This is a genomic window from Jiangella muralis (assembly GCF_001270745.1).
Classification (GTDB): Bacteria; Actinomycetota; Actinomycetes; order Jiangellales; family Jiangellaceae; genus Jiangella; species Jiangella muralis.
On record NZ_KQ434754.1, the window covers coordinates 315,792 to 336,595 of the forward strand.

Consider the following 20,804-nt stretch of genomic DNA (forward strand, 5'->3'; position numbering starts at 1 on the left):
GCGGATCGAGTTCTGGAACGACCAGCCGCAGGGCAGCGGCGTCGGCGTCGCGGCGCCCGCGTCGTGGCGCATCCAGTACTGGGACGGCGACGCCTGGCGCGACGTGCCGAACCCCAGCGGCTACGGCACCGCGACGAACGGGTTCCAGGACACCACGTTCGACCCGGTCACGACGACGCAGGTGCGGGCGGTGTTCGACGCCTCCACCAACGGCAGCACGTACTCGGCCGTCGCGGTCGAGGAGTGGAACGTGCTGGCCGAGCAGCCCGCGTCGGTGCCGCCGCCGTCGCTCGTCGTCGAGGTGGACGAGACCGAGCTGCCCGGCACGGTGCCGGTGACCTTCCCGTCGTCCGGTGAGACGCTGCAGATCCCGGCGTTCTGGGACCCGCTGGAGCCGGCCGACGTCGCCGCGCCGGGAACGCTCACCGTCGCGGGCTCGGTGCTCGGCTACGCCGGCGGGCGGGTGACGGCGCAGGTCACCGTCATCGACCCGGGCGACACCGCGGGCGACGAAACGCCGCCGGTGGTCACGCTGACGCCGAGCGGCAGCGCGGGCAGCGCCGGGTGGTTCCGGTCCGACGTGCGGGTACGCGTCGCCGGCGCCGACGACCGCGGCGGCCGGGTCACCATCGAGGCGGCGGTGGACGGCGGCACGCCCGTGACCGCGGGCCCGGTGCGATACACCGACGTCACGGTCACCGGCGACGGACAGCACACCGTCGTCGCGACGGCCACCGACCGGGCGGGCAACGAGTCGGACGACGCGAGCCTCGCCGTCCGGATCGACCGGGTCGCGCCGGCCAGCACCGGGACCGTCGACGGAGCCCGCCGCTCCGTGACGATCTCGGCGACCGACGCCACGTCCGGCCTGGCCCGCATCGAGTACGCCATCGACACCGGCGGGGTCTGGACACCGTACGAGGGCCGTCCGGTCAAGGCGCCGGACACCCAGCGGCACCAGGTGTTCTTCCGCGCGACCGACGTCGCGGGCAACGTGGAGACGACCCGGTCGGCGGTGCTCCCGGCCGACATCTCCGGGCCGCTGACCGGCAACGTCGCGCCGCTGGGCACCGCGGCGGCGTCGTACACGGCCGGCTGGAACGCCGTCGGGGCGCTCAACGACGGCCTCGACCCGGCGAACCCGAGCCAGGCTCAGCTCTGGGGCACGTGGTCGGGCACCCGGCCCGCGTCCCAGTGGGCCCAGTACACGTGGGCGCGGCCGATCCGGCTGACGAGTGCCGAGATCAAGTTCTGGCGCGACCAGCCCAAGGGGACGGGCGACGGCGTGGCCGAGCCGGACGCCTGGGTCCTGCAGTACTGGGACGGCGCCGCCTGGGTCGACGTCGCGGAGCCGTCCGGCTACGGCACCAGCACGACGGCGTTCAACACCGTCACCTTCGCGCCGGTCACCACCGACCGGCTGCGCGCGACGCTGGCCGCGAACGGCAACGGCACGACGTTCTCCGCGGTCGCGGCGACGGAGTGGCGGGTGTTCGCGGACGACCCGGGCGTCGGCCCGGTGGTGCCGGTCACCGTCCAGGCCGAGACCCGCTGCCTGGGTCGCACGGGCTTCATCGCGGTGCGGGTCACCAACGACCACGACGCGCCCATCGACGTCCGGATCGAGACGCCCTACGGCATCCGCTCGTTCCGCGACGTCGAGCCCGGGCGGGTCGTCTCTCAGTCCCTCGCGGCGCGGACGGCGCAGATCCCCGCGGGCGAGGTGACGGTCGAAGCCACCGGCACCGTCGAGGGTGAGCAGGTGACCTCGGAGGTCGTCGCCGCGTACCAGGGCACGACCTGCGGCTGACGTGTTCGCGCGTGTTGACACCGGCGCCAATGGTTGGCGCTGGTGTCAACACGTCAGAACGGATCAGCCGGCCGGCGAGCCGACTTGGAGGGGCAGCACCCCGCCGTGGTGCAGGCGGACGTCGTCCGGGGCGCCGTCGGCCAGCCGCAGGTCCGGCAGCTCGCGGGCGACCGCCTCGAGCATGAGCCGGGCCTCCAGCCGGCCCAGCGAGGCGCCCAGGCAGAAGTGGCTCCCGTACCCGAACGCGATGTGACCGGCGACGTCGGCGCGGTGCACGTCGAACACGTCGGGGTGGGAGAAGACCTCGGGGTCGCGGTTGGCGCCCCACAGCGACAGGCCGACCCGCTCGAACGCCGGGAGCGTGCCGCCGGCGAGGTCCAGCTCGCGGAACGTGAACCGCGGCGGCACGATCTCGACCGGCCCGCGGAAGCGCAGCGTCTCCTCCACGACGGCGCCCGCCAGCGACGGGTCGGCGCGCAGGTCGTCCCACTGCTCGGGATGCGTGAGCAGCAGCCGCAGCGCGTTGGCGATGACGTCGACCGTCGTCTCCTGGCCGGCGATCAGCAGCAGCTGCACCATCGCGACCAGCTCGTCGCGGTCCAGCGCGTCGCCGCCGTCCTCCAGCGCGACCAGCCCGGAGATCAGGTCGTCGCGCGGTTCGGCCCGGCGCCGTGCAGCCAGCTCGTCGACGTACGCGGCGAACGCCAGCGTGGCGGAGCCGTCGTAGTCGGACGCGGAGACGATCGTCGCCGACCAGTCCCGGAACCGGGCCCGGTCCTCGTCCGGCACGCCGACCAGCTGGGCGATGACGTTGACGGGCAGCGGGTCGGCGAGGTCGGTGACGGCGTCGAACCGGCCCAGCCGGCGCACGTGCGCGACGAGCTCGGCCGCGACGCCGGCGATCCAGTCCTCCAGGCGGGCCACCGTGCGGGCGGTGAACGCGGTGCTGACCAGCCGTCGCAGCCGGGTGTGGTCGGGCGGGTCCAGCGCGATGAGCTGCCGGGACGAGATCCGCTCGGTCTCGCTGGGCGGGTACGGCGACGGCGACAGGTCCGGCTCCTGGTGCCGGTGCACCTCGTGGCCGATGTCCGGGTGCTGCAGGCCGGCCAGCACGTCGGCGTGCCGCGCGACGATCCAGAACCGGTTGCCGGCCGGGTCGTACTGCGGGACGGGCGTGCCGGCGGCGCGTACGCGGGCGTAGAAGGCGTGCGGGTCGCGTCGGGTCTCGGGCTCCCACAGCTCCATCGGCCTGAAGTCGTCGATCACGGGCGCCGTCCTCCGGTGCGGTGGTGACCCGCCGGCCGGTCACGTCGACCGGCCGGCGGGCCGGGGTGAGCGTCAGACTGCCAGTTCGGTCCGGGCGTTCGCGGCGGCCGAGACCACGGTGTCCTTCTGCTCGTCGGTCAGCAGCCCGTTCGCGACGAACTCCGCGGCGGTCCGGGCGACCGTCGAGACGAACGCGCCGTGGTTCGCGAACGGCGCGTGGTCCCACACGACGTCCAGGAAGGTCAGGCCGTCGGTGCCCGGCTGCGGGATGCCGGTGACGGGGACGTCGTAGTGCGGCAGGCCGTCGTCGCGCTTCACGTTCGGGACGCCGGTGTCGGCGCTGCCGAACACGATCGACGGCTCCACCCGGCGGAAGTATGCCGAGTGCGCCTGGGTGTCGCCGACGTACCACGGGCGCAGGTCGAACCCGTGCGTCGTGAACAGCTGGTCGCCCGCGGCGCTCCGGCCGGCCGAGGTGATGGCCGTGCGCGAGTAGTCGCCGTCCAGCTTGAGCTGCGAGTACAGCGTCAGCTCGCGGTACGTGCCGCCGCCGGGGTTGCCGAGGATCGGCATGAGCAGCGGGCCCCACATGATCGACTGGGTGTCCGGCCGGTCGATGGCCCGCTCGATCCGGATGCTGAACGGCAGCGTCACGTCGACGACGTCACCGGGCCGCCAGGTGCGGCGGATCGTCGCGTAGCTGCCCGGGTCGGCCGGCTGCATCGGCGCCGGACGGCCGTTGACGCGGATCGTGTAGCCCGTCGTCGCCCAGGCTGGGATGCGCAGCTTGAGGTCGAACAGGCCGCCGCCGCTCCGGACGGTGATCCGGGTGCTGTCCTGGCGCGGGAAGGCCGTCTCCTGCGATACGACGAGGTTCTTCTCGGCCCAGGTCACGGTCGACGGCACGAACAGGTTGACCCAGAGGGCGGAGCCGTCGGCGGACTTGAAGTACACGGTGTCCTGGTACTTCGTGTGGTTCTCGACGCCGGTGCCGCCGCAGCAGGTGCCGGAGTTGCCGTACGACCGGTTCGCGCCCGGCGTCAGCGGCTGGAAGTAGGTCACCTGCGGGTTGCTGGTGCTGGTGGTGTCGGCCCGCGAGCCGGCGATCTGGTTGAAGACGGCCCGCTCGTAGTAGTCCATGTAGGCCGGGTCCTGGGTGTGGAAGAACAGGTTCCGGGCCAGCTTGGACACGTTGTAGATCGAGCACGTCTCCGCGCCGCCCTGGGCGATCGCGTTGGCGATGTTGTCCCGGTTCTGGAACATCTCGATGTTGTTGTTGGAGCCCGGGTAGTTGCCGCCGGTGCCGCCGTGGCTGAACATGCGGTGCGGGACGATCCAGGTGAAGAAGTGCTTCGCCGCGTCGAAGTAGTCCTGGTCGCCGGTCTGCTCGAAGATCCGCAGATACCCGGTGAAGTTCGGCACGTGCATGTTGACGTGCAGCCGGGCCGGCCGGCGGCGGCCGATCTGGCTCGGGTTCGTCACCACCAGGATGTCGCGGTCCTCGACGGCCGCGTCGAACAGCGACTCGCGGTTGTCGAACAGCTTGGCGGTCTCGAGGTGCCGCTCGTCATTCGTCAGCGCGTAGATCTCCGGGAAGATCTCGTTGGCGCCGCCGAGCTCGCCGGCGATGTAGGTGTCCCACATGTAGTTGAGGTCGCTGCGGGTGATCGGACCGGTGTACTGCGGGTGGTTCTTGTCGCCGACGGTCAGCGCGAGGTGCGCCCAGTTCGCCATCTTCGTGACGACGTCGAGGGCGGTCTGGTTGCCGGCCAGGTAGTACGCGTCCAGCAGGCCGCGCATGATCTTGTGCTGCGTGTACCACGGCGCCCACACGTTGGTGGCGAGGTTGCCGCCGTAGACGGCGAACCGCGGCGGCGCCAGCCGGATGACCGCGTCCTCGGGGATCGCGCCCAGGTAGCCGGGGTAGACCGGCGTCCACAGCGGCTCGTTCCCGCTGGGCACTGGGACGATGCCGGCGGCGCGCCCGTTCGGCGAGGCGTCCTGCAGCGTCGCGCCCTCGGTCTCGTCGCAGCGGTACCAGGCGATGTTGCCGCCGCCCGTGCTGCCGGCGGCCGAGGTCTGCAGCGACTGGACCTCGGCGGCGGTCAGCGCGCGGTCGAAGATGTGGAACTCGTCGATCGTCGCGTTGAGCATCGGGTCGCCGTACTGGGACCGCCCGATCCAGACGTTGCCCGGGACGCCGAGGTTGGTCGGGTTCAGCGTCATGTTCGTGTTGGTGCCGGCGACCGCGCCGTTGACGTAGAGCGTGCCGACGGTCCCGGCGAGCGTGACGGCCAGGTGTACCCACTGGCCGGTCGGTATCTGCGCGGTGCCGTTGATCTGCTGCTCACCGCCGCTGCCGCTGGTGGTGATGGCGAACCGGGGCAGGTTGCCGCTGGCACGGGCGGTCAGGAACATGTTCACCGACGTGCCGGTGCCGAAGTCGAAGACCCGGCTCCAACTCTGCGCCGCGGCGAGGTTGACCCAGGTCGCGACCGTGAAGTTGGTGAGCTGCGACACCGCCTCCTGGGGCAGCCGCACGTGCTGGGCGGAGCTGTCGCCGCCCAGCCGCAGGCCGTTGCCGAAGCGGCCCGGGACGCGGCCGATGACCGGCTCCTCGGGCTCCTCCGGCTCGTCCGGGTCGTCGATCCGCGCGGTGATGGCGGCCTGGCAGGCGGCGAGCTCGGTGACCATCCAGTCCAGCTTGGTCTTGAAGACCTGCTCGCCCTGGTCGGCGTAGGCCTGCGCGAGCGCGCTCAGGTAGTGGCCGGCCCAGTGCCCGCTGAGCAGGCCGCCGTCCTCCCAGCCGCCGGGCGTCGACACACCGGACGGGTTCGGCCGGCCGGCCTGGTTGTTGAAGAGCACGAGGAAGCGCCGCTCGTCGAACGTCTGCAGGAACGCCTTCATCCGGTCGCGCTTCTCCTGCAGCAGACCCGGCCCCAGGTCGACGTCGTTCGGCCAGAACGGCCGCACCGGGGCGTTGCTGCCGGCGCCGACGTACGGGGCTCCGCCGGTCGCGGCGGCGGCCGCGCCGTTGGACTGCGCCGCGGCGGCGGCAGCGGGGAGGGCCGTCGGCGCGGCGACCATGGCCGCGCCGATGGCGGAGGCGCGCACGAACGTGCGGCGGCTCAGGCCTGGCTTCTCGATTGTCATGCTCCGTCTTCCCTTCATTGCGAGATCGGCACTGGACGGGGACCGAGAACCCCCAGTCAATGGGTGTTCCCGGTAACAATATGAGCTGGTGGTCCTCCTCGTCTCGCACCGCGTGACCGGGTGCGGCGGCGGCAGTGTGTGTGGGTACTATGCCACATTTGACATGAAATGTGGTGGGCGTCTCATTGCCGAGGCCGCTGGTCAGCGCGACGACCAGCGGCCTCGGGCGAGCGTCAGAATCCCTGGGCCAGGCGGTGGTAGGCCTGGTTCCAGCGCAGCTCCTTGGCGAACTGACGGCTCGTGGTGCCGGCGTCGATGACCAGCAGCTCGGTACGGACCATGTCGGCGAACAGGTGGAGCACCTCCGACCCCACGGCCTGCGACAGCACGGTGTGGTGCGGTCCGCCGGCGGTCAGCCACGCCTCGGCGGACGTGGACAGGTCCGGCCGCGGCTTCCACACGGCCCGCGCCACCGGCAGGTTCGGCAGCGGCTCGTCCGGCGGCACGACGTCGATCTCGTTGGCCACCAGCCGCAGCCGCTCGCCGACGTCGGCCATGCCGACCACGACGGCCGGGCCGGGGGCGGCGTCGAACACCAGACGGACCGGGTCCTCGCGGCCGCCGATGCCCAGCGGGTGGATCTCGCACGACGGCGTCGCCGCCGCGAGGGACGGGCAGACCTCCAGCATGTGCGCGCCGAGGATCTTCGGCTCGCCCGGCCCGAAGTGGTACGTGTAGTCCTCCATGAACGACGTGCCGCCCGGCAGCCCGGCGGCCATCGACTTCACCGTCCGCAGCAGTACCGACGTCTTCCAGTCGCCCTCGCCGCCGAAGCCGTAGCCGTCGGCCATCAGCCGCTGCACCGCCAGGCCCGGCAACTGGCGCAGCCCGCCGAGGTCCTCGAAGTTCGTCGTGAACGCGCGGAAGCCGCCGTCGGTGAGGAACGTGCGCAGCCCGGCCTCGATGCGGGCGGCGTAGCGCAGCGACTCGCGCCGGTCGCCGTCCTTGCGCAGGTCCGGCACCAGGTCGTAGGCGTCGTCGTACTCCGCCACCAGCGCGTCGACGTCGGCGTCGGTGGCGGCGTCGACCACCGCGACGAGGTCGTTGACGCCGTACGTGTTGACCGAGACGCCCAGCCGCAGCTGCGCCTCGACCTTGTCGCCCTCGGTGACCGCGACGTCGCGCATGTTGTCGCCGAACCGGGCCAGCCGCAGCGAATGCACCTCGGCGTAGCCGACGGCGGCGCGCACCCAGTCGGCCACCCGGCGCGCGACCGTGGGGTCGCTGACGTGCCCGGCGACGCTCGAACGGGCGACGCCGAGGCGGGACTGGATGTAGCCGAACTCGCGGTCGCCGTGCGCGGCCTGGTTGAGGTTCATGAAGTCCATGTCCAGCTCGGCCCACGGCAACGACCGGTTCGACTGCGTGTGCAGGTGCAGCAGCGGCGTGCGCAGCGCGTCCAGTCCGGCAATCCACATCTTCGCCGGCGAGAACGTGTGCATCCACGCGATCAGGCCCACGCAGGCGTCGTCGGCGTTCGCCTCGAGCGCGACCCGGCGGATCGCGTCGGCCGAGGTGAGCACCGGCTTCCACACCACGCGCACTGGGATGTCGTCCGCCTCGTCGAGCGCGCGGGCGACCTCCTGCGACTGCTCGGCCACCTGCCGCAGCGTGTCCTCGCCGTACAGCCCCTGGCTCCCGGTGAGGAACCAGATCTCGCGCTGACCGAACACGTCGTCCATCGTCATCTCCTCGTCACTGCCCGTAGACGTTCTGGTATCGGTCGTAGAGCCGGTCGATGTCCTCCGCCGGGATCGGCACCGGCTCGCCCAGCTGCCGCGTGACGTGCACCGTCCGGGCGACGTCCTCGCACATCACCGCGGCCTTGACGGCAGCCCGGGCGTCCTTGCCGATGGTGAACACGCCGTGGTTCCGCATCAGCACGGCCGGCGAGCGGTGCCCCTTCAGCGTCTCGACGATGCCGCGGCCGATCGAGTCGTCGCCGATCAGGGCGAACGGGCCGACCGGGATCTCGCCGCCGAACTCGTCGGCCATCGCGGTCAGGACGCACGGGATCGGCTCGGCCCGCGCGGCCCATGCCGTCGCGTACGTCGAGTGCGTGTGCACCTGGCCGCCGACTTCCGGCAGGTTCCGGTAGACGTAGGCGTGCGCGTCGGTGTCGCTGGATGGCGACAAGTCGCCGTCGACCGGCGTGCCGTCGAGGTCGCAGACGACCATCGACTCGGGCGTGAGGTCGTCGTAGGACACCCCGGACGGCTTGATGACGAACAGGTCCGCGCCCGGCACCCGGGCGGACACGTTGCCCGCCGTCCAGCTGACCAGGCCGTTGCGGGTCAGCTCGGCGTGCAGGTCGCAGACCGTGCGGCGCAGCTCGTCGATGGTGGTCATCGGGCCACCGCCGCGCGTTTGAGCGCCCGCAGCCGGTGCATGACGTCGTTGCCGCCGCGGCCGAAGTGGTCGTGCAGCGTGACGTACTCGGCGTACAGCGCGTCGTAGGTCTTCTGGTTGTCCGGATCGGGCCGGTGGACGCCGCGTTCGACGTTGCCCATCGCGGCCGCGCCGGCCCGCACGTCGGGGTAGGCGCCGGCGGCGACCGCGGCGTGGATGGCCGAGCCCAGCGCCGGGCCCTGTTCGGACCCGATGACGCTCAGCTCCAGCCCGGTGACGTCGGCATAGATCTGCATGAGCAGCCGGTTCTTCAGCAGGCCGCCGGCGATGATCAGCTCGGTCACCGGGACGCCGGAGGCGGTGAACGTCTCGATGATGGTGCGGGTGCCGAACGCCGTCGCCTCGATCAGCGCGCGGTAGACGTCCTCGGGCTTCGTGGCCAGCGTCTGGCCGACGACGACGCCGGACAGCTCGTGGTCGACCAACACCGAGCGGTTGCCGCTGTGCCAGTCCAGCGCGACCAGCCCGTGCTCGCCGACCCGCTGCACGGCGGCCAGCTCGGTCAGGTACTCGTGGACGCCCACGCCGCGCTGGGCCGCCGCGGCGACGTAGCTCGCCGGGACCGAGCTGTCCACGAACCAGCCGAAGATGTCGCCGACGCCGCTCTGCCCGGCCTCGTAGCCCTGCAGCCCGGCGATGATGCCGCCGTCGACGACGCCGCACATGCCCGGCACCTCGCGCAGCACGTCGCCGTTCATGACGTGGCAGGTGGACGTGCCCATGATCGCGACCATCTGGCCCGGCTCGACCGCCTGCGCGGCCGGCGCCGTCACGTGCGCGTCGACGTTGCCGACGGCGACCGCGATGCCCTCGGGCAGCCCCGTCCAGGCCGCCGCCTGCGCCGTCAGCCCGCCGGCGCGGTCGCCGAGCTGGCCGATCGGCTGGTCCAGCTTGTCGTCGACGAACCCGGCGAACGCCGGGTTCAGCGCGGCCAGGAACTCGCGCGACGGGTAGCCGCCATCCTGCCGGATGCCCTTGTAGCCCGCGGTGCAGGCGTTGCGGACGTAACTGCCGCAGAGCTGCCAGACGATCCAGTCGGCGGCCTCGACCCAGCGCTCGGTAGCCGCGTAGACCTCGGGGTCCTCCTCCAGCAGCTGCAGGCCCTTGGCGAACTCCCACTCCGACGAGATCAGCCCGCCGTAGCGCGGCAGCCACGCCTCGCCGCGCGCGGCGGCCAGCGCGTTGATGCGGTCGGCGTGCGGCTGGGCGGCGTGGTGCTTCCACAGCTTCACGTAGGCGTGCTTGCGCCCGGCGTACTGCGGCAGCTCGTTCAGCGGCGTGCCGTCGGCCAGCGTCGGGACCATCGTGCAGGCGGTGAAGTCGGTGGCGATGCCGATGACGTTCGCCGGGTCGACGCCGGCCTCGGCCACCGCCTGGGGAACGGTGGTCTTCAGCACGTCGATGTAGTCGGACGGGACCTGCAGCGCCCAGTCCGGCGGCAGCTGCTCGCCGGTGCCGGGCAGCACGCGGTCGACGACGCCGTGCGGGTACGCGTGCACGGCGCTGCCGAGCTCCGCGCCGTCGGAGACGCGGACCACGACGGCCCGGCCGGACAGCGTGCCGTAATCGACGCCGACGACGACCGCGCCGTCGATGTTATCGCTCACAAGTGACTCCCTGGTGCGGTGTGGGGCGGCGGTTCGGGTGGTCAGGTGGTGGCCGGTGGGGCGGTGCTGGCGCGGACGACGAGGGCCGGCGCGACGACGATGCGCTCGGTCTCGGGCCGCGGCCCGGTCTCGATGAGGTCAAGCAGCAGCGCGATGCTCTTGCGGCCGACCTCGGCGAAGTCCTGCCGGATGGTGGTCAGCGGCGGCGTGAAGAACTCCGCCTCCGGGATGTCGTCGAAGCCGACGATGCTGACGTCTTGCGGAACCCGGACGCCGGCCTCGTGCAGCGCGCGCAGCAGGCCGAGCGCCATCTGGTCGTTGGAGACGAACACCGCTGTGGCCCGGCCCGTGCGGGCGGCATTGGCGATGCGCCGGCCGGCCGTGTAGCCGGCGCGAGGGCTCCAGTCGCCCTCGACGACCGGCGGGAGCGCGATGCCGGCGGCCTCGAGGGTGCGCTGCCAGCCGCGTCGCCGGCCCTCGGCCTCCAGCCAGTCGGCCGGACCGGCGACGTGCCAGACGGTGCGATGACCGAGGCCGAGCAGGTGCCGGGTGGCCAGCTCGGCCCCGCGCGTCTGGTCGACGGCGACCACCGGCATGCCGTCGGCCTCGCCGCCCTCGACCGCCACCACCGGCACGTGGCCCTGCAGCGCGGACACGGCGGCCGCGGCCTCGACCTGCGGTGCGATGGCGATCAGCCCGTCGACCGCCTGCGCGGCGAGGTAGTCCAGCGCCTCGCCGACGGTCTTCCGGTTGATGGTCTTCAGGCTGACGATGCTGATGAAGTACCCGGCGTCGCGGGCCGCCTGCTCGAGGCCGAACAGCGTGCTGGCCGGCCCGTACAGCGTGGTGTCGAACGCGACCACGCCGAGCGTGTTGGTGCGCCGGGTGACCAGCGCTCGGGCGGACAGGTTGCGGCGGTAGCCGAGCTCCTCGATGGCCGCGAGGACGCGGTCGCGGGTGCCCGGGCGGACGTTGGGGTGGTGGTTCAGGACGCGGGACACCGTCTGGTGCGAGACGCCCGCGATGCGCGCGACGTCGGCCATCACCGGGCTCCGCTCCATCGGGACACCGTACCCGCCCGGTGTGAGCGCTAACAACCCGCCTCGCCCATGATCATCAACCTTCCGTCCTGTCCAGGCGACACAAAAGGTTGATGATCATGGGGCGGGGGCGGCGTGGACGGCGGCTCGCGTGCGCTCGACGCCGACCTCGGCGACCATCGCGCGCAGGTGCTCGGCGGCCAGCGGCGCCAGCGTGACGTGCGCCAGCGCCTCCGCGTCGGCGTCCGGCCGGGCCGCGGCCAGGAGCAGTGTCACGTGCCGGTGCCAGAACCGGTAGGCCCCGATCCGGTACCGCGCCCCCGGCGACGCCGTCTCGGACATCCGCAGCAGGTCGAGGTGGCCCAGCGCGTAGTCCAGGTACGCCTCGACGAACGCAGCCAACCGCTCGCCCGGCGCGGCGCCGGCGCCGTCTCCGGGACCCAGCGGCGCCGGGCCGAACAGGATCGCCTCCTGCAGCTCGCGCTCCCGCTCGTCCAGCAGCGCGACCGCCAGCCCGGACTTGTCGCCGAACCGCCGGAACACGGTGCCCTTGCCGACCCCGGCCGCCGCCGCGACCGCGTCCATCGTCACGCCGTCGACGCCGCGGTCGGCGAACAGGCGGGCGGCCGCGTCGAGGACGGCGGCCCGGTTGCGGGCGGCGTCGGCACGCTCCCTCGGTGGCGGCGCCGACTGCAGCTCGACCAGCCCGGAATAAACGGACTGTGGTCCGCTCTTGTCACTGGACACAACCGGACTGTAGTCCAGAAAGGACTCGCCATGCCCACCCTGCTGCACCTCTCCGCCTCGCCGCGCGGCGCCGTCTCCGAGTCGCTGCTGCTGGCCGACGACTTCCTCGCGGCCTATCGCGAGGCCCACCCGGAGCACCGGATCGCCCACTGGGACCTCTGGGACGGCACGCTGCCGGAGTTCGGGCCGACGGCCGCGCACGCGAAGATGGCGGTCTTCGCCGGCCAGGACCTCGACGCCACGCAGCGCGACGTGTGGCGCGACGTCACCGCGGCGTTCGCCCGCTTCGACGCCGCCGACCACTACCTGTTCAGCGTCCCGATGTGGAACCACGGCGTGCCGTACGTGCTGAAGCAGTTCATCGACGTCGTCAGCCAGCCGGGCCTGGTGTTCGCGTTCGACCCGGCCAGCGGCTACCGCGGGCTGCTGCGGGGCAAGAAGGCGGCGGTCGTCTACTCCAGCGCCGTCTACGCGCCCGGCCGCGGCCCGGCGTTCGGGTCGGACTTCCAGACGTCGTACCTGGAGGGCTGGCTGCGCTGGGCCGGGGTGGCCGACGTTGAGACGATCGCGCTACGCCCGGACGCTGCGACGGGCGACGTCGCAGCCGGCCGGACGGCCGCGCGAGAGGCGGCCCGCGCCGTGGCCGCCGGGTTCTGACGACCTACTTGAGCAGCTTGGACATGCGCCGGTCGGCGAGGATCTTGCCGCCGGTCTGGCAGGTGGCGCAGTACTGCAGCGAGGAGTCGGCGAACGACACCTCGCGGACGACGTCGCCGCAGACCGGGCAGGTCTCGCCGGCCCGGCCGTGCACCCGCAGGTTGGTGCGCTTGCTGTCCTTGAGGTCCTTCGCGGCCAGCCCTTCGGCCCGCTTCAGCGCCGTCGCCAGCTCGTCGACGATGACGGCGTGCAGGTTGGCGACGCCGTCGGCGTCGAGCGCCGACGCGGGCTGGAACGGCGACAGCTTCGCGGCGTGCAGCACCTCGTCGGAGTAGGCGTTGCCGATGCCGGCGATGACCGCCTGGTCGCGCAGCACGCCCTTGATCTGGGCCCGACCGGCCTTGGTGAGGATCTGCTGCAGCCGGTCGACGGTGAACTCGCCGGAGAGCGGGTCGACGCCGAGACGGGAGACGCCGGGCACGTCGGCGGGGTCGCGGACGACGTAGACGGCCAGCCGCTTGCGGGTGCCGGCCTCGGTGAGGTCGAACCCGGACTCGTCGTTCAGGTGGACCCGCAGCGCGAGCGGGCCACCCGGCTTCGGCGGCTTCGGCGACAGCGCGTCGCTCCAGCGCAGCCAGCCGGCCCGGGCCAGGTGGATGACGAGGTGGACGCCGTCGCAGTCGAGGTCGACGAACTTGCCGTGCCGGGCGATGCCGGTGACGGTGAGCCCGCCCAGCGCCGTGACCGGCGGGTCGAACGTCTTGAGCACGCTGATGGCGGCGACGTCGACACGCGTGACCACCTTGCCCACGGCCTTCTCACGAAGGAAGGCCGCGAGCGCTTCGACCTCGGGCAGCTCGGGCATGCGTTCATTTTGCCCTGTGCGCGGAGCGTTCGGCGAACACCGGTGGCAGCGGCAGTTCCAACGCGCGGCGCAACCGGCTGAGGTACTCGGGCCGCGCGATCTCGACGACCCCCAGGCTGGCGAGGTGCCGGGTGCCCCACTGCACGTCGAGCAGCCGCCCGACCGGGTGCTCGGCGCGCATCATCTCGACCAGCGCGACGAGCGCGACCTTCGACGCGTCGCGTCCCCACCGCTGGCGGGCGTGGAACATCGACTCGCCGGCGAACAGCCCGCCGATGGCGACGCCGTACAGCCCGCCGGCCAGCCGTCCGTCCGGCGTCCACGCCTCGATCGAGTGCGCCCAGCCGAGCCGGTGCAGCCGCTCGTAGGCGCGGCGGATGTCGTCGCTGATCCACGCGCCGGGCCGGGACGGATCGGCGCACGCCTCGATGACCTCGGCGAACGCGGAGTCGACCCGGACCTCGAACTTGTGCGTCGACTGCCGCAACGACCGCGACACCTTCAGCCCGCCGACCGGCAGCACACCGCGCGGGTTCGGCGACCACCAGGCGAGGTCGGTGGCCCGGCCGAGCAACTGGTCGACCGGCATCGGGAACAGGCCGTTGCGGTACGCAGCGAGCAGCGTCCCGGGCTCGAGGTCGGCGCCGAACGCGACGAGGTCGTCGTCGCCGGACGTGCTCGGCAGCTCCCATCGGGTCGGTGGTGGCTCGACGGGCACCTGGCCTCCCTAGGTGTTGGGGTCCTTCGTCAGCGTAATCCGCTCGGCGTCCTCCGCACGTACAGTGGTGACATGGGTGTGCGACGGACCATCGGGACCTGGGCGGGCACGACCGCGGCGCGCCGGGCCGCGCCCCTCGTCGCCGCTCGGGGCGCGAACCAGTTCATGACCAAGGCCATCGAGGGGTTCCCCGGTTTCCCGGGCGCCCGCGAAACGGCCCGCCGTCATCTCGACAAGCGCGGCGACGTCGAGCGGGCCATCCGCGACGTCATCGAGCAGCACGTCCGGCTGGCCGGCGTACAGGGCTTCGTCACGAACATCGGCGGCGTCGTCACCATGCCGGTGACCATCCCGGCCAACATCGCCGGCATCGCCGTCCTGCACTTGCGGATGGCCGCCACCATCGCGCACCTGCGCGGCTACGACGTCGCCGACCCGAGGGTCCGCACGGCGGCGCTGGTCACGCTGCTCGGCCGCGACGGCGTCGAAGACGCCCTGCGCGGTCGCGACCTCCCGGGCCGGCCGTTCGACATCGCCACCGGCATCAACGAGCCCGACCCCGCGGTCGTCGAGCGCGCCGTCGCCGCCGTCACGTCGCAGCTGGTGGCCCGCATCGGCGGCAAGCACGCCACGCTGGCCCTGGTGCGCCGGGTGCCGCTGGTCGGCGGCGCCGTGGCCGCCGGCATCGACGCGTTCTCGACCTACGCCATCGGCAAGTTCGCCGACCGCGAGTTCCCCGCCAACGTCACCGTCGAACGGGTCTGACCCCCGGCGGCGCGCCACAGCACGGCCGCCATCAGCACGCACCCGGCCATCAGCACGACGCCGTGGGCGACGCGGCCGGCCGCCGGCGTGAAGAACTGCGGCAGGAACAGCGCGAAGCAGGCGCCGAACGGCACGCCGCTCCACCGGGCCAGCACGCCCGACCGCCACACGGCGACCGCCGCCAGCACACCGCCGACGCCCAGCAGGATCAGCCCGGCCCCGAACGTCGTGATCGCCACCGACCCGTTCCGCACCGCGTCGGTCAGCTCGATCAGGTCGAACGCCGCCCCGTCCGCCGCCTCGCGGGCGATGGCGTGCAGCGCGAAGTCCTCGGCGCCGTAGTACGGCAGCGTCAGCCCGGCGCCGATCCAGAACACGACGACCGCCGCGGCGGCCGTCCGCTCCGCCCGGGTCTCACGCACGACGTCGCGCAGCGCGAGCAGGCCGAACGGCACCAGGACGAAGCCGATCATCGCGAACAGGTGCGACGCGACCCAGGCGTTCGAGCCCATCGACGCCAGCGCGCCGGCCGCCGTCTCCTCGTCGTGCCAGGGGCGCAGCGCGGGGTAGAGCAGGAACAGGATGCCGGCGACGGCGAGCGCGACGGCGCCCAGCCGGTTGCGGAACGGGGTCATGAGGTCTCCTTCAGGAGCGGGGGAGGCTGGCGAGGTACATGTCGATGAGCTGCCCGTACGTGACGTCGGTGTCCTCGGCCAGCCCGAACCCGCCGGCCGCCTCGATCGAGGCGAACCCGTGCACGACGGCGCGCAGCCGGCGCACCGCGTGCACGGCGTCGGCGCCGTCCAAGCCGTAGTGGCCGAGCACCGCGAAGAACACCTCCAGCAGCTTCGTCCCGGCGGCGGCGTAGGCGGGGTCGTGCAGCGGGTCGGCCACCATGGCGGCGTACCGGGCGGGGTGGTCGAGGACGTAGCCGCGGTAGGCGTGCATGAGCGCGGCGACGGCGTCGTCGCGGCTGCGCCCGATCGCGACGGCGGCCATCCGCTCGGCGGTCTCCTCGAACACGCGCACGCCGACGCGGACACGCAGTTCGCCAAGGCCGCCGACGTGCTTGTACAGCGACGGCACGGCCACCCCGGTGCGCGCCGCGACCGCCGTCAGCGTCAACGCCTCCAGCCCCTGCTCGTCGACGACGGCCAGCGCCGCGTCGACGACGGCCGTGGTCGACAGCCCGGCCCTAGGCACGGTGGAGAATCTCCATAGCCAAAAAGCTAATCGCTTTAGCTTCGAACGTCAATCGGCCTAGAGTCGACCCATGTCGCACGTCCTCACCGACGCCGATCGCGAGCTGATCGACGCCGCCGCCGCGACCATCGACGCCAGCACCGACGCGGCCACCGCCGAGGCGCCGGGCGTCCACACGATGGGCGCGGCCGTCCGCGACGGGAGCGGTCGCATCCACGTCGGCGTCAACCTCTGGCACTTCACCGGTGGCCCATGTGCCGAACTGGTCGCGCTCGGTACGGCCCGGGCGAACGGCGCGCGCCGGATCGAGTCGATCGTCGCCGTCGGCAACCACGGCCGCGGGGTCGTCGGTCCCTGCGGCCGCGACCGGCAGATCCTGTTCGACTACCACCCGGGGATCCGGGTGCTGCTGCCGGCTGCGGACGGGGTGCGTGCGGTCCCGATCGAGGAACTGCTGCCGCTGGCCGCGGTGTGGACCGTCGACGGTGGGACGCAGGCCTACGACCCCGGCCGGTTCACGAGCTGACGGACCGGCCTCGCGACGGTATAGTGAAGTCGCCGGTCCATTGCGGTGGACTCGGAAGTGAACCCGGGAAGGTCCCGCTCGGAGTGGGGTCCCGGGTTCTCGCGTTCCAGGGTCAGATCACCAGTTCGACGATCTTGTCGTCGAGGATCTTCCGGTAGGTGGCATCGCCCGCGTAGGCCGCCATGACCGCACCGACTGCGATGTCTGCGACCGCCAGGAGTGGAGTCGACGGTCCCGGAACGTGGTCCAGCCGGAACGGGCCCTGGATCAACTTCTGATTGCGCAACGCCAGCAGCAGTTCCACGTCGCGCGCGTTCTGCTTGGATTCGCGGGCCTCGGCCACCACCTGCGTGACGCCGCGATCGCGCAACTCAGGGAGCAGACGGGTCAGACAATGTCGCCGACGCCGCTCCGGGCGAGTCCCGTCCGGTGCCGTGGCCAGAACGACGACGATGTGCTCCACGCCGGTCAGTTCGGCGACGGTCGTCGCCAGCAGTGTGCGGCGTGCGACCTTGTGCTCGTCATACCAGTGGAGCTTCCTGGAACGGGGAAGCACGAGTGCCTTGATCGCGTCGGTAACCTCGTCGGCTGAGTCGGCCCCGATCAGCGATGCCGCCACGCTGTAGGTGTGGCCAGGATGGACGGCCTCGCACTCGTCGACGTAGGCCGTCACGGTCACGGGCGACCCTCCGCGCAGGTCCGATCAGCGGCGCGGGCGAGAACGGGCATGCGCAGCACTCTCCGACACGTGATGGGCGCCCCGCCGACGCATGAAGGTTACGGCGTGGCGGGCCGCAGGCGCATCTCTGCCGTCATGGTCACGGCTGGCAGCGCGGGCACCAGAACGCGACCCGGTCACGCGGTGCGGTGCCGATCGAGCCGGTGCGGATCAGGGTGCCGCACTTCCAGCACGGACGCCGGGCGCGGCGGTAGACCCAGTGCTGGCGCCCCGGCCGCGGATCGCCGGTCGTCACCTGGCGGCCGGTCCGGACGCCGAGGTGCAGCAGCCGGTGCGCCTCGTCGACGATGAACGGGAGGTCGGGGACGGCGGACACCGGCGCGTACGGCGACGCCCCGCCGAGGAAGCACAGTTCGGCCATGTAGACGTTGCCGATGCCGGCCAGCAGCCGCTGATCCAGCAGCGCGTCCCCCAGAGGTCGCGACGGGTCGCGCGACAGCCGCGAGACCGCGTCGGCCGCCGACCAGTCCGCGCCCAGCAGGTCGGGACCGAGGTGGCCGACGACGTCCGCCTCGGCGCTCGTCCGGACCAGCTCGACCACCGGCAGGCGGTACCCGACGGCCTCGGAGCGCGCCGTCGCCAGCACCACCCGGATCTGGAACACCGGCCCGCCCCGCCACGGCTGCCCGGCCGCGAACACCCGCCACGCGCCGTCCATGCGCAGGTGCGTGTGCAGCGTCAGCCCGCCGTCGATGCGGGTCAGCAGGTGCTTGCCGCGCGACACCGACTCCACGACGGGACGTCCGGACAGGTCGGTCGTCGCCAGGCGCGGGACGCGGAAATCGGTGCGCAGCAACACGTCGCCGGCCAGCGCGTCGTGCAGGCGCCGGGAGGCCAGCCACACGGTGTCGCCTTCGGGCATGCCCCACCCTCGCACACGGCGCCGAAAATGCCTCGTCACCACTCTGCCAGGTGGCTACGATGCTGGTGAGGAGCCCACGATGGAATCGCCTTTCCACGACGTCACCCGGGCACTGCGCCGGCGCTGGCCCGGCGGCAGGGCCGCGCCCGCCGTCGCCGCCGATCCGTTCGAGACGCTCACGGTGCAGCTGCGGCTCACCCGCGTCAGCGGCGAGATCCGCCGGCTCGAACGCGACCAGGGCCGCTGGGCCCGTGCGCATCACCTGACCGCGGCCACCCGCGCGTACGACGACCTGTTGCTCGACGCCGCGCGGCTGGCCGGGCTGCCGGTGCCGGACGCGCCCCCGGCCATCCGGCGGGTGATGATCGAGAGCGCGCTCCGGCACGACGGCTGGAGCTGGTGACCTACCGCGTCTCCAGGTCGAGCAGCGCCTGCTTGCGCTCCAGGCCCCACGCGTATCCGGTCAGCACGCCGGACGAGCCGACCACGCGGTGGCACGGGACGATGACGGAGATCGGGTTGCGGCCGTTCGCGGCGCCCACCGCCCGCGACGCCGTCGGGCGGCCCAGTTGCTCGGCGATCTCGCGGTAGCTGCGCGTCTCGCCGTACGGGATCGCCCGCAGCGCCGCCCACACCTGCTGCTGGAACGGCGTGCCGACGGGACTCAGCGGGAGGTCGAACTCCTCCCGCCGGCCGGCGAAGTACGCGTCCAGCTGCTCGCGCACCGGGGTGAACGGTGCGTCGTCCTCGATCCAGCCGGGCTGGTCGAGCATGGCCGGGCGCTCCATGTAGAGGCCGGTCAGCGCGGCGCCGTCGCCGGTGATCCAGAGCGTGCCGAGGGGACTGTCGATGGTGGTCCAGTACATGATCTGCCTTTCAGAGTGTCGACCAGGCGTGCAGCAGCGCGTACGAGCGCCACGGCCGCCAGTTCTCGGCCAGTTCGGCCACCGCCCTTGGGTCGGACGGCAGCCCGAGCCCGGCCATGGCGTGCTTGACGCCGAGGTCGGTCGGGAGGAACACGTCGGGGTCGGCCAGCGCCCGCATGCGCACGTAGCGAGCGGTCCAGGGCCCGATGCCCGGCACGTCGAGCAGCAGCCGCTCGGTCTCGTCGCGGTCGACGCCGGGGTCGAGGCAGAGCGTGCCGTCGGCCAGCCGGCTGGTCAGCTCGTGCAGCGTGCGCTGGCGGCTGCCCGGCATCGGGAACGTCGCGGGGTCGGCGGAGGCCAGCACGGCCGCCGCCGGGAACGCGTGGGTGACGGTGCCGACCGGCGCGTCGAGTGGCTTGCCGTGCTCGGCGACCAGCCGGCCGGCGACGGTGCGCGCGGCGGCCACGGACACCTGCTGGCCGAGCACACCGCGGACCGCCAGCTCGTCGCCGTCGACCGTGCCCGGGACCCGGGTCCCCGGCCGCGCGGCCACCAGCGGGCCGAGCGCGGGATCGGCGCCGAGCAGGTCGTCGACCGCCTGCGGGTCGGCGTCGAGGTCGAACACCCGGCGGCAGCGGGCCACCGCCGCCGTCAGGTCGCGCGGGTCGGCCAGCCGCAGCGTCGCCTGCACCCAGCCGTCGCGCGGGGTCAGCTCCGCGACGCCGGTGCCGTGCGGCAGCGTGAGGCTGCGCCGGTACGTGTCGCCGTCGACCTCCTCGATGCCCGGCACCGCACGTAGCGCCAGGAAGTCCAGCACGCCGCGGAAGTCCGCGGGCCGCCGGTACGCCAGCCGCAGCTCGACCGTGCCCGCCGTCGCCGTCGGCCCTCGTCGCCGGGCCTTGCCGCGCAACTCGCTCGGCGTCAGCGCGTAGACCTCGCGGATCGTGTCGTTGAACTGGCGGATGCTGGCGAACCCGGCCGCGAACCCGATCTCGGTGACCGGCAGCTCCGTCGTCTCCAGCAGCGTCCGCGCCGTGTGCGCGCGCTGCGACCGGGCCAGCCGCAGCGGGCCGGCGCCGACCTCCTCGACCAGCGTCCGGTGCACCTGGCGCTCGCTGTACCCGAGCCGCCCGGCCAGCCCGGCGACGCCGTCGCGGTCGACCAAGCCGTCCGCGATCAGCCGCATCGCCCGGCCGACGACGTCGGCGCGGACGTTCCACTCCGCCGAGCCCGGCGTCGCGTCCGGACGGCAGCGGCGGCAGGCCCGGAAGCCGGCCGTCTGCGCTTCGGCGGCGGTGCGGTAGAAGCGCACGTTCTGGCGCTTCGGCGTCATGGCCGGGCAGCTGGGACGGCAGTAGATGCCGGTGGACGTGACGCCGATGTAGAAGACGCCGTCGAACCGGGCATCACGGCCCTGAACTGCGCGGTAGCACGCCTCTTCGTCCAACATGCTTCTAGTCTCGCCCGCCGGCGGGCCGGTGACTAGCGGGAATCGGACACGACCGTTCCGG

The 20,804-nt window shown here is 72.8% G+C and carries 20 protein-coding genes; 5 read left to right on the forward strand and 15 right to left on the reverse strand.

Translation table 11 applies throughout. From position 1 onward, the window contains the following. The coding region (locus ACW62_RS35165; RefSeq protein ID WP_205629250.1) for an OmpL47-type beta-barrel domain-containing protein at positions 1–1,810 on the forward strand (1,810 nt) is incomplete at its 5' end. Positions 1,811–1,873: 63 nt separating this feature from the next. Here the strand turns inward: ACW62_RS35165 and ACW62_RS09690 are convergent. From ACW62_RS09690 to ACW62_RS09720, 7 genes are all read right to left on the reverse strand, one after another. Beyond that, positions 1,874–3,076 (reverse strand): cytochrome P450, encoded by a 1,203-nt coding sequence (locus ACW62_RS09690; protein WP_053203881.1) that lies wholly within the window; start codon positions 3,074–3,076, stop codon positions 1,874–1,876. A gap of 72 nt (positions 3,077–3,148) precedes the next feature. Further along, positions 3,149–6,229 carry a beta-L-arabinofuranosidase domain-containing protein gene (locus ACW62_RS09695; RefSeq protein ID WP_053203882.1) on the reverse strand — a complete coding sequence of 1,027 codons (3,081 nt, stop codon included), beginning with the start codon at positions 6,227–6,229 and terminating at the stop codon, positions 3,149–3,151. Positions 6,230–6,462: 233 nt separating this feature from the next. After that, positions 6,463–7,971, reverse strand: coding sequence for an L-arabinose isomerase (araA, locus tag ACW62_RS09700; protein WP_157574573.1), 1,509 nt, complete (start codon positions 7,969–7,971; stop codon positions 6,463–6,465). A 13-nt stretch (positions 7,972–7,984) separates the two neighbouring features. Then, positions 7,985–8,638: an L-ribulose-5-phosphate 4-epimerase gene (locus tag ACW62_RS09705; RefSeq protein ID WP_053203884.1), complete on the reverse strand. Its 654-nt coding sequence runs from the start codon at positions 8,636–8,638 to the stop codon at positions 7,985–7,987. Then, positions 8,635–10,305: a ribulokinase gene (araB, locus tag ACW62_RS09710; RefSeq protein WP_053203885.1), complete on the reverse strand. Its 1,671-nt coding sequence runs from the start codon at positions 10,303–10,305 to the stop codon at positions 8,635–8,637. Before araB ends, ACW62_RS09705 begins: the two co-directional genes overlap by 4 nt. A 41-nt stretch (positions 10,306–10,346) precedes the next feature. Further along, a complete protein-coding gene (locus ACW62_RS09715; protein WP_053203886.1) occupies positions 10,347–11,366 on the reverse strand; it encodes a LacI family DNA-binding transcriptional regulator in 1,020 nt (339 codons plus the stop codon). A gap of 96 nt (positions 11,367–11,462) precedes the next feature. After that, positions 11,463–12,092, reverse strand: a complete 630-nt coding sequence (locus ACW62_RS09720; protein WP_157574575.1) for a TetR/AcrR family transcriptional regulator — start codon at positions 12,090–12,092, stop codon at positions 11,463–11,465. A 30-nt stretch (positions 12,093–12,122) separates the two neighbouring features. On the opposite strand from ACW62_RS09720, the gene ACW62_RS09725 reads away from it, so the two are divergent. Continuing rightward, a complete protein-coding gene (locus ACW62_RS09725) occupies positions 12,123–12,749 on the forward strand; it encodes an FMN-dependent NADH-azoreductase (protein WP_053203887.1) in 627 nt (208 codons plus the stop codon). A gap of 4 nt (positions 12,750–12,753) precedes the next feature. Here the strand turns inward: ACW62_RS09725 and ACW62_RS09730 are convergent, their stop codons facing one another. Continuing rightward, positions 12,754–13,614 (reverse strand): Fpg/Nei family DNA glycosylase, encoded by an 861-nt coding sequence (locus ACW62_RS09730; RefSeq protein ID WP_053203888.1) that lies wholly within the window; start codon positions 13,612–13,614, stop codon positions 12,754–12,756. A 4-nt stretch (positions 13,615–13,618) separates the two neighbouring features. Then, on the reverse strand, positions 13,619–14,332 hold the full coding sequence (aat, locus tag ACW62_RS09735) for a leucyl/phenylalanyl-tRNA--protein transferase (RefSeq protein ID WP_053203889.1): 714 nt from the start codon (positions 14,330–14,332) through the stop codon (positions 13,619–13,621). Positions 14,333–14,404: 72 nt separating this feature from the next. Between aat and ACW62_RS09740 the strand changes: the two genes are divergently transcribed. Next, entirely contained in the window at positions 14,405–15,097 is a 693-nt protein-coding gene (locus ACW62_RS09740; RefSeq protein ID WP_053203890.1) for an EcsC family protein, read from the forward strand. On the opposite strand, the gene ACW62_RS09745 is transcribed toward ACW62_RS09740, so the two are convergent. Both ACW62_RS09745 and ACW62_RS09750 read right to left on the reverse strand, forming a co-directional pair. Then, entirely contained in the window at positions 15,034–15,732 is a 699-nt protein-coding gene (locus ACW62_RS09745; RefSeq protein WP_053203891.1) for a hypothetical protein, read from the reverse strand. The genes ACW62_RS09740 and ACW62_RS09745 overlap by 64 nt on opposite strands. Positions 15,733–15,742: 10 nt before the next feature. Beyond that, positions 15,743–16,300, reverse strand: a complete 558-nt coding sequence (locus ACW62_RS09750) for a TetR-like C-terminal domain-containing protein (protein WP_053203892.1) — start codon at positions 16,298–16,300, stop codon at positions 15,743–15,745. 70 nt (positions 16,301–16,370) lie between these two features. Here ACW62_RS09750 and ACW62_RS09755 point away from each other — a divergent pair, with 70 nt between their 5' ends. After that, a complete protein-coding gene (locus ACW62_RS09755; RefSeq protein ID WP_053203893.1) occupies positions 16,371–16,826 on the forward strand; it encodes a cytidine deaminase family protein in 456 nt (151 codons plus the stop codon). 112 nt (positions 16,827–16,938) lie between these two features. On the opposite strand, the gene ACW62_RS09760 is transcribed toward ACW62_RS09755, so the two are convergent. Further along, entirely contained in the window at positions 16,939–17,505 is a 567-nt protein-coding gene (locus ACW62_RS09760; RefSeq protein ID WP_053203894.1) for a hypothetical protein, read from the reverse strand. Between the two features lie 139 nt (positions 17,506–17,644). Beyond that, complete coding sequence (locus ACW62_RS09765; protein ID WP_053203895.1) at positions 17,645–18,427, reverse strand: DNA-formamidopyrimidine glycosylase family protein; 783 nt, start codon at positions 18,425–18,427, stop codon at positions 17,645–17,647. A gap of 79 nt (positions 18,428–18,506) precedes the next feature. Here ACW62_RS09765 and ACW62_RS09770 point away from each other — a divergent pair, with 79 nt between their 5' ends. Then, positions 18,507–18,830 (forward strand): hypothetical protein, encoded by a 324-nt coding sequence (locus ACW62_RS09770; RefSeq protein ID WP_053203896.1) that lies wholly within the window; start codon positions 18,507–18,509, stop codon positions 18,828–18,830. Between the two features lies 1 nt (position 18,831). On the opposite strand, the gene ACW62_RS09775 is transcribed toward ACW62_RS09770, so the two are convergent. Both ACW62_RS09775 and ACW62_RS09780 read right to left on the reverse strand, forming a co-directional pair. Then, a complete protein-coding gene (locus ACW62_RS09775; RefSeq protein WP_053203897.1) occupies positions 18,832–19,293 on the reverse strand; it encodes a methylated-DNA--[protein]-cysteine S-methyltransferase in 462 nt (153 codons plus the stop codon). Between the two features lie 10 nt (positions 19,294–19,303). After that, positions 19,304–20,743, reverse strand: coding sequence for a DNA-3-methyladenine glycosylase 2 family protein (locus ACW62_RS09780; protein WP_053203898.1), 1,440 nt, complete (start codon positions 20,741–20,743; stop codon positions 19,304–19,306). Between the last annotated feature and the right edge of the window lie 61 nt (positions 20,744–20,804).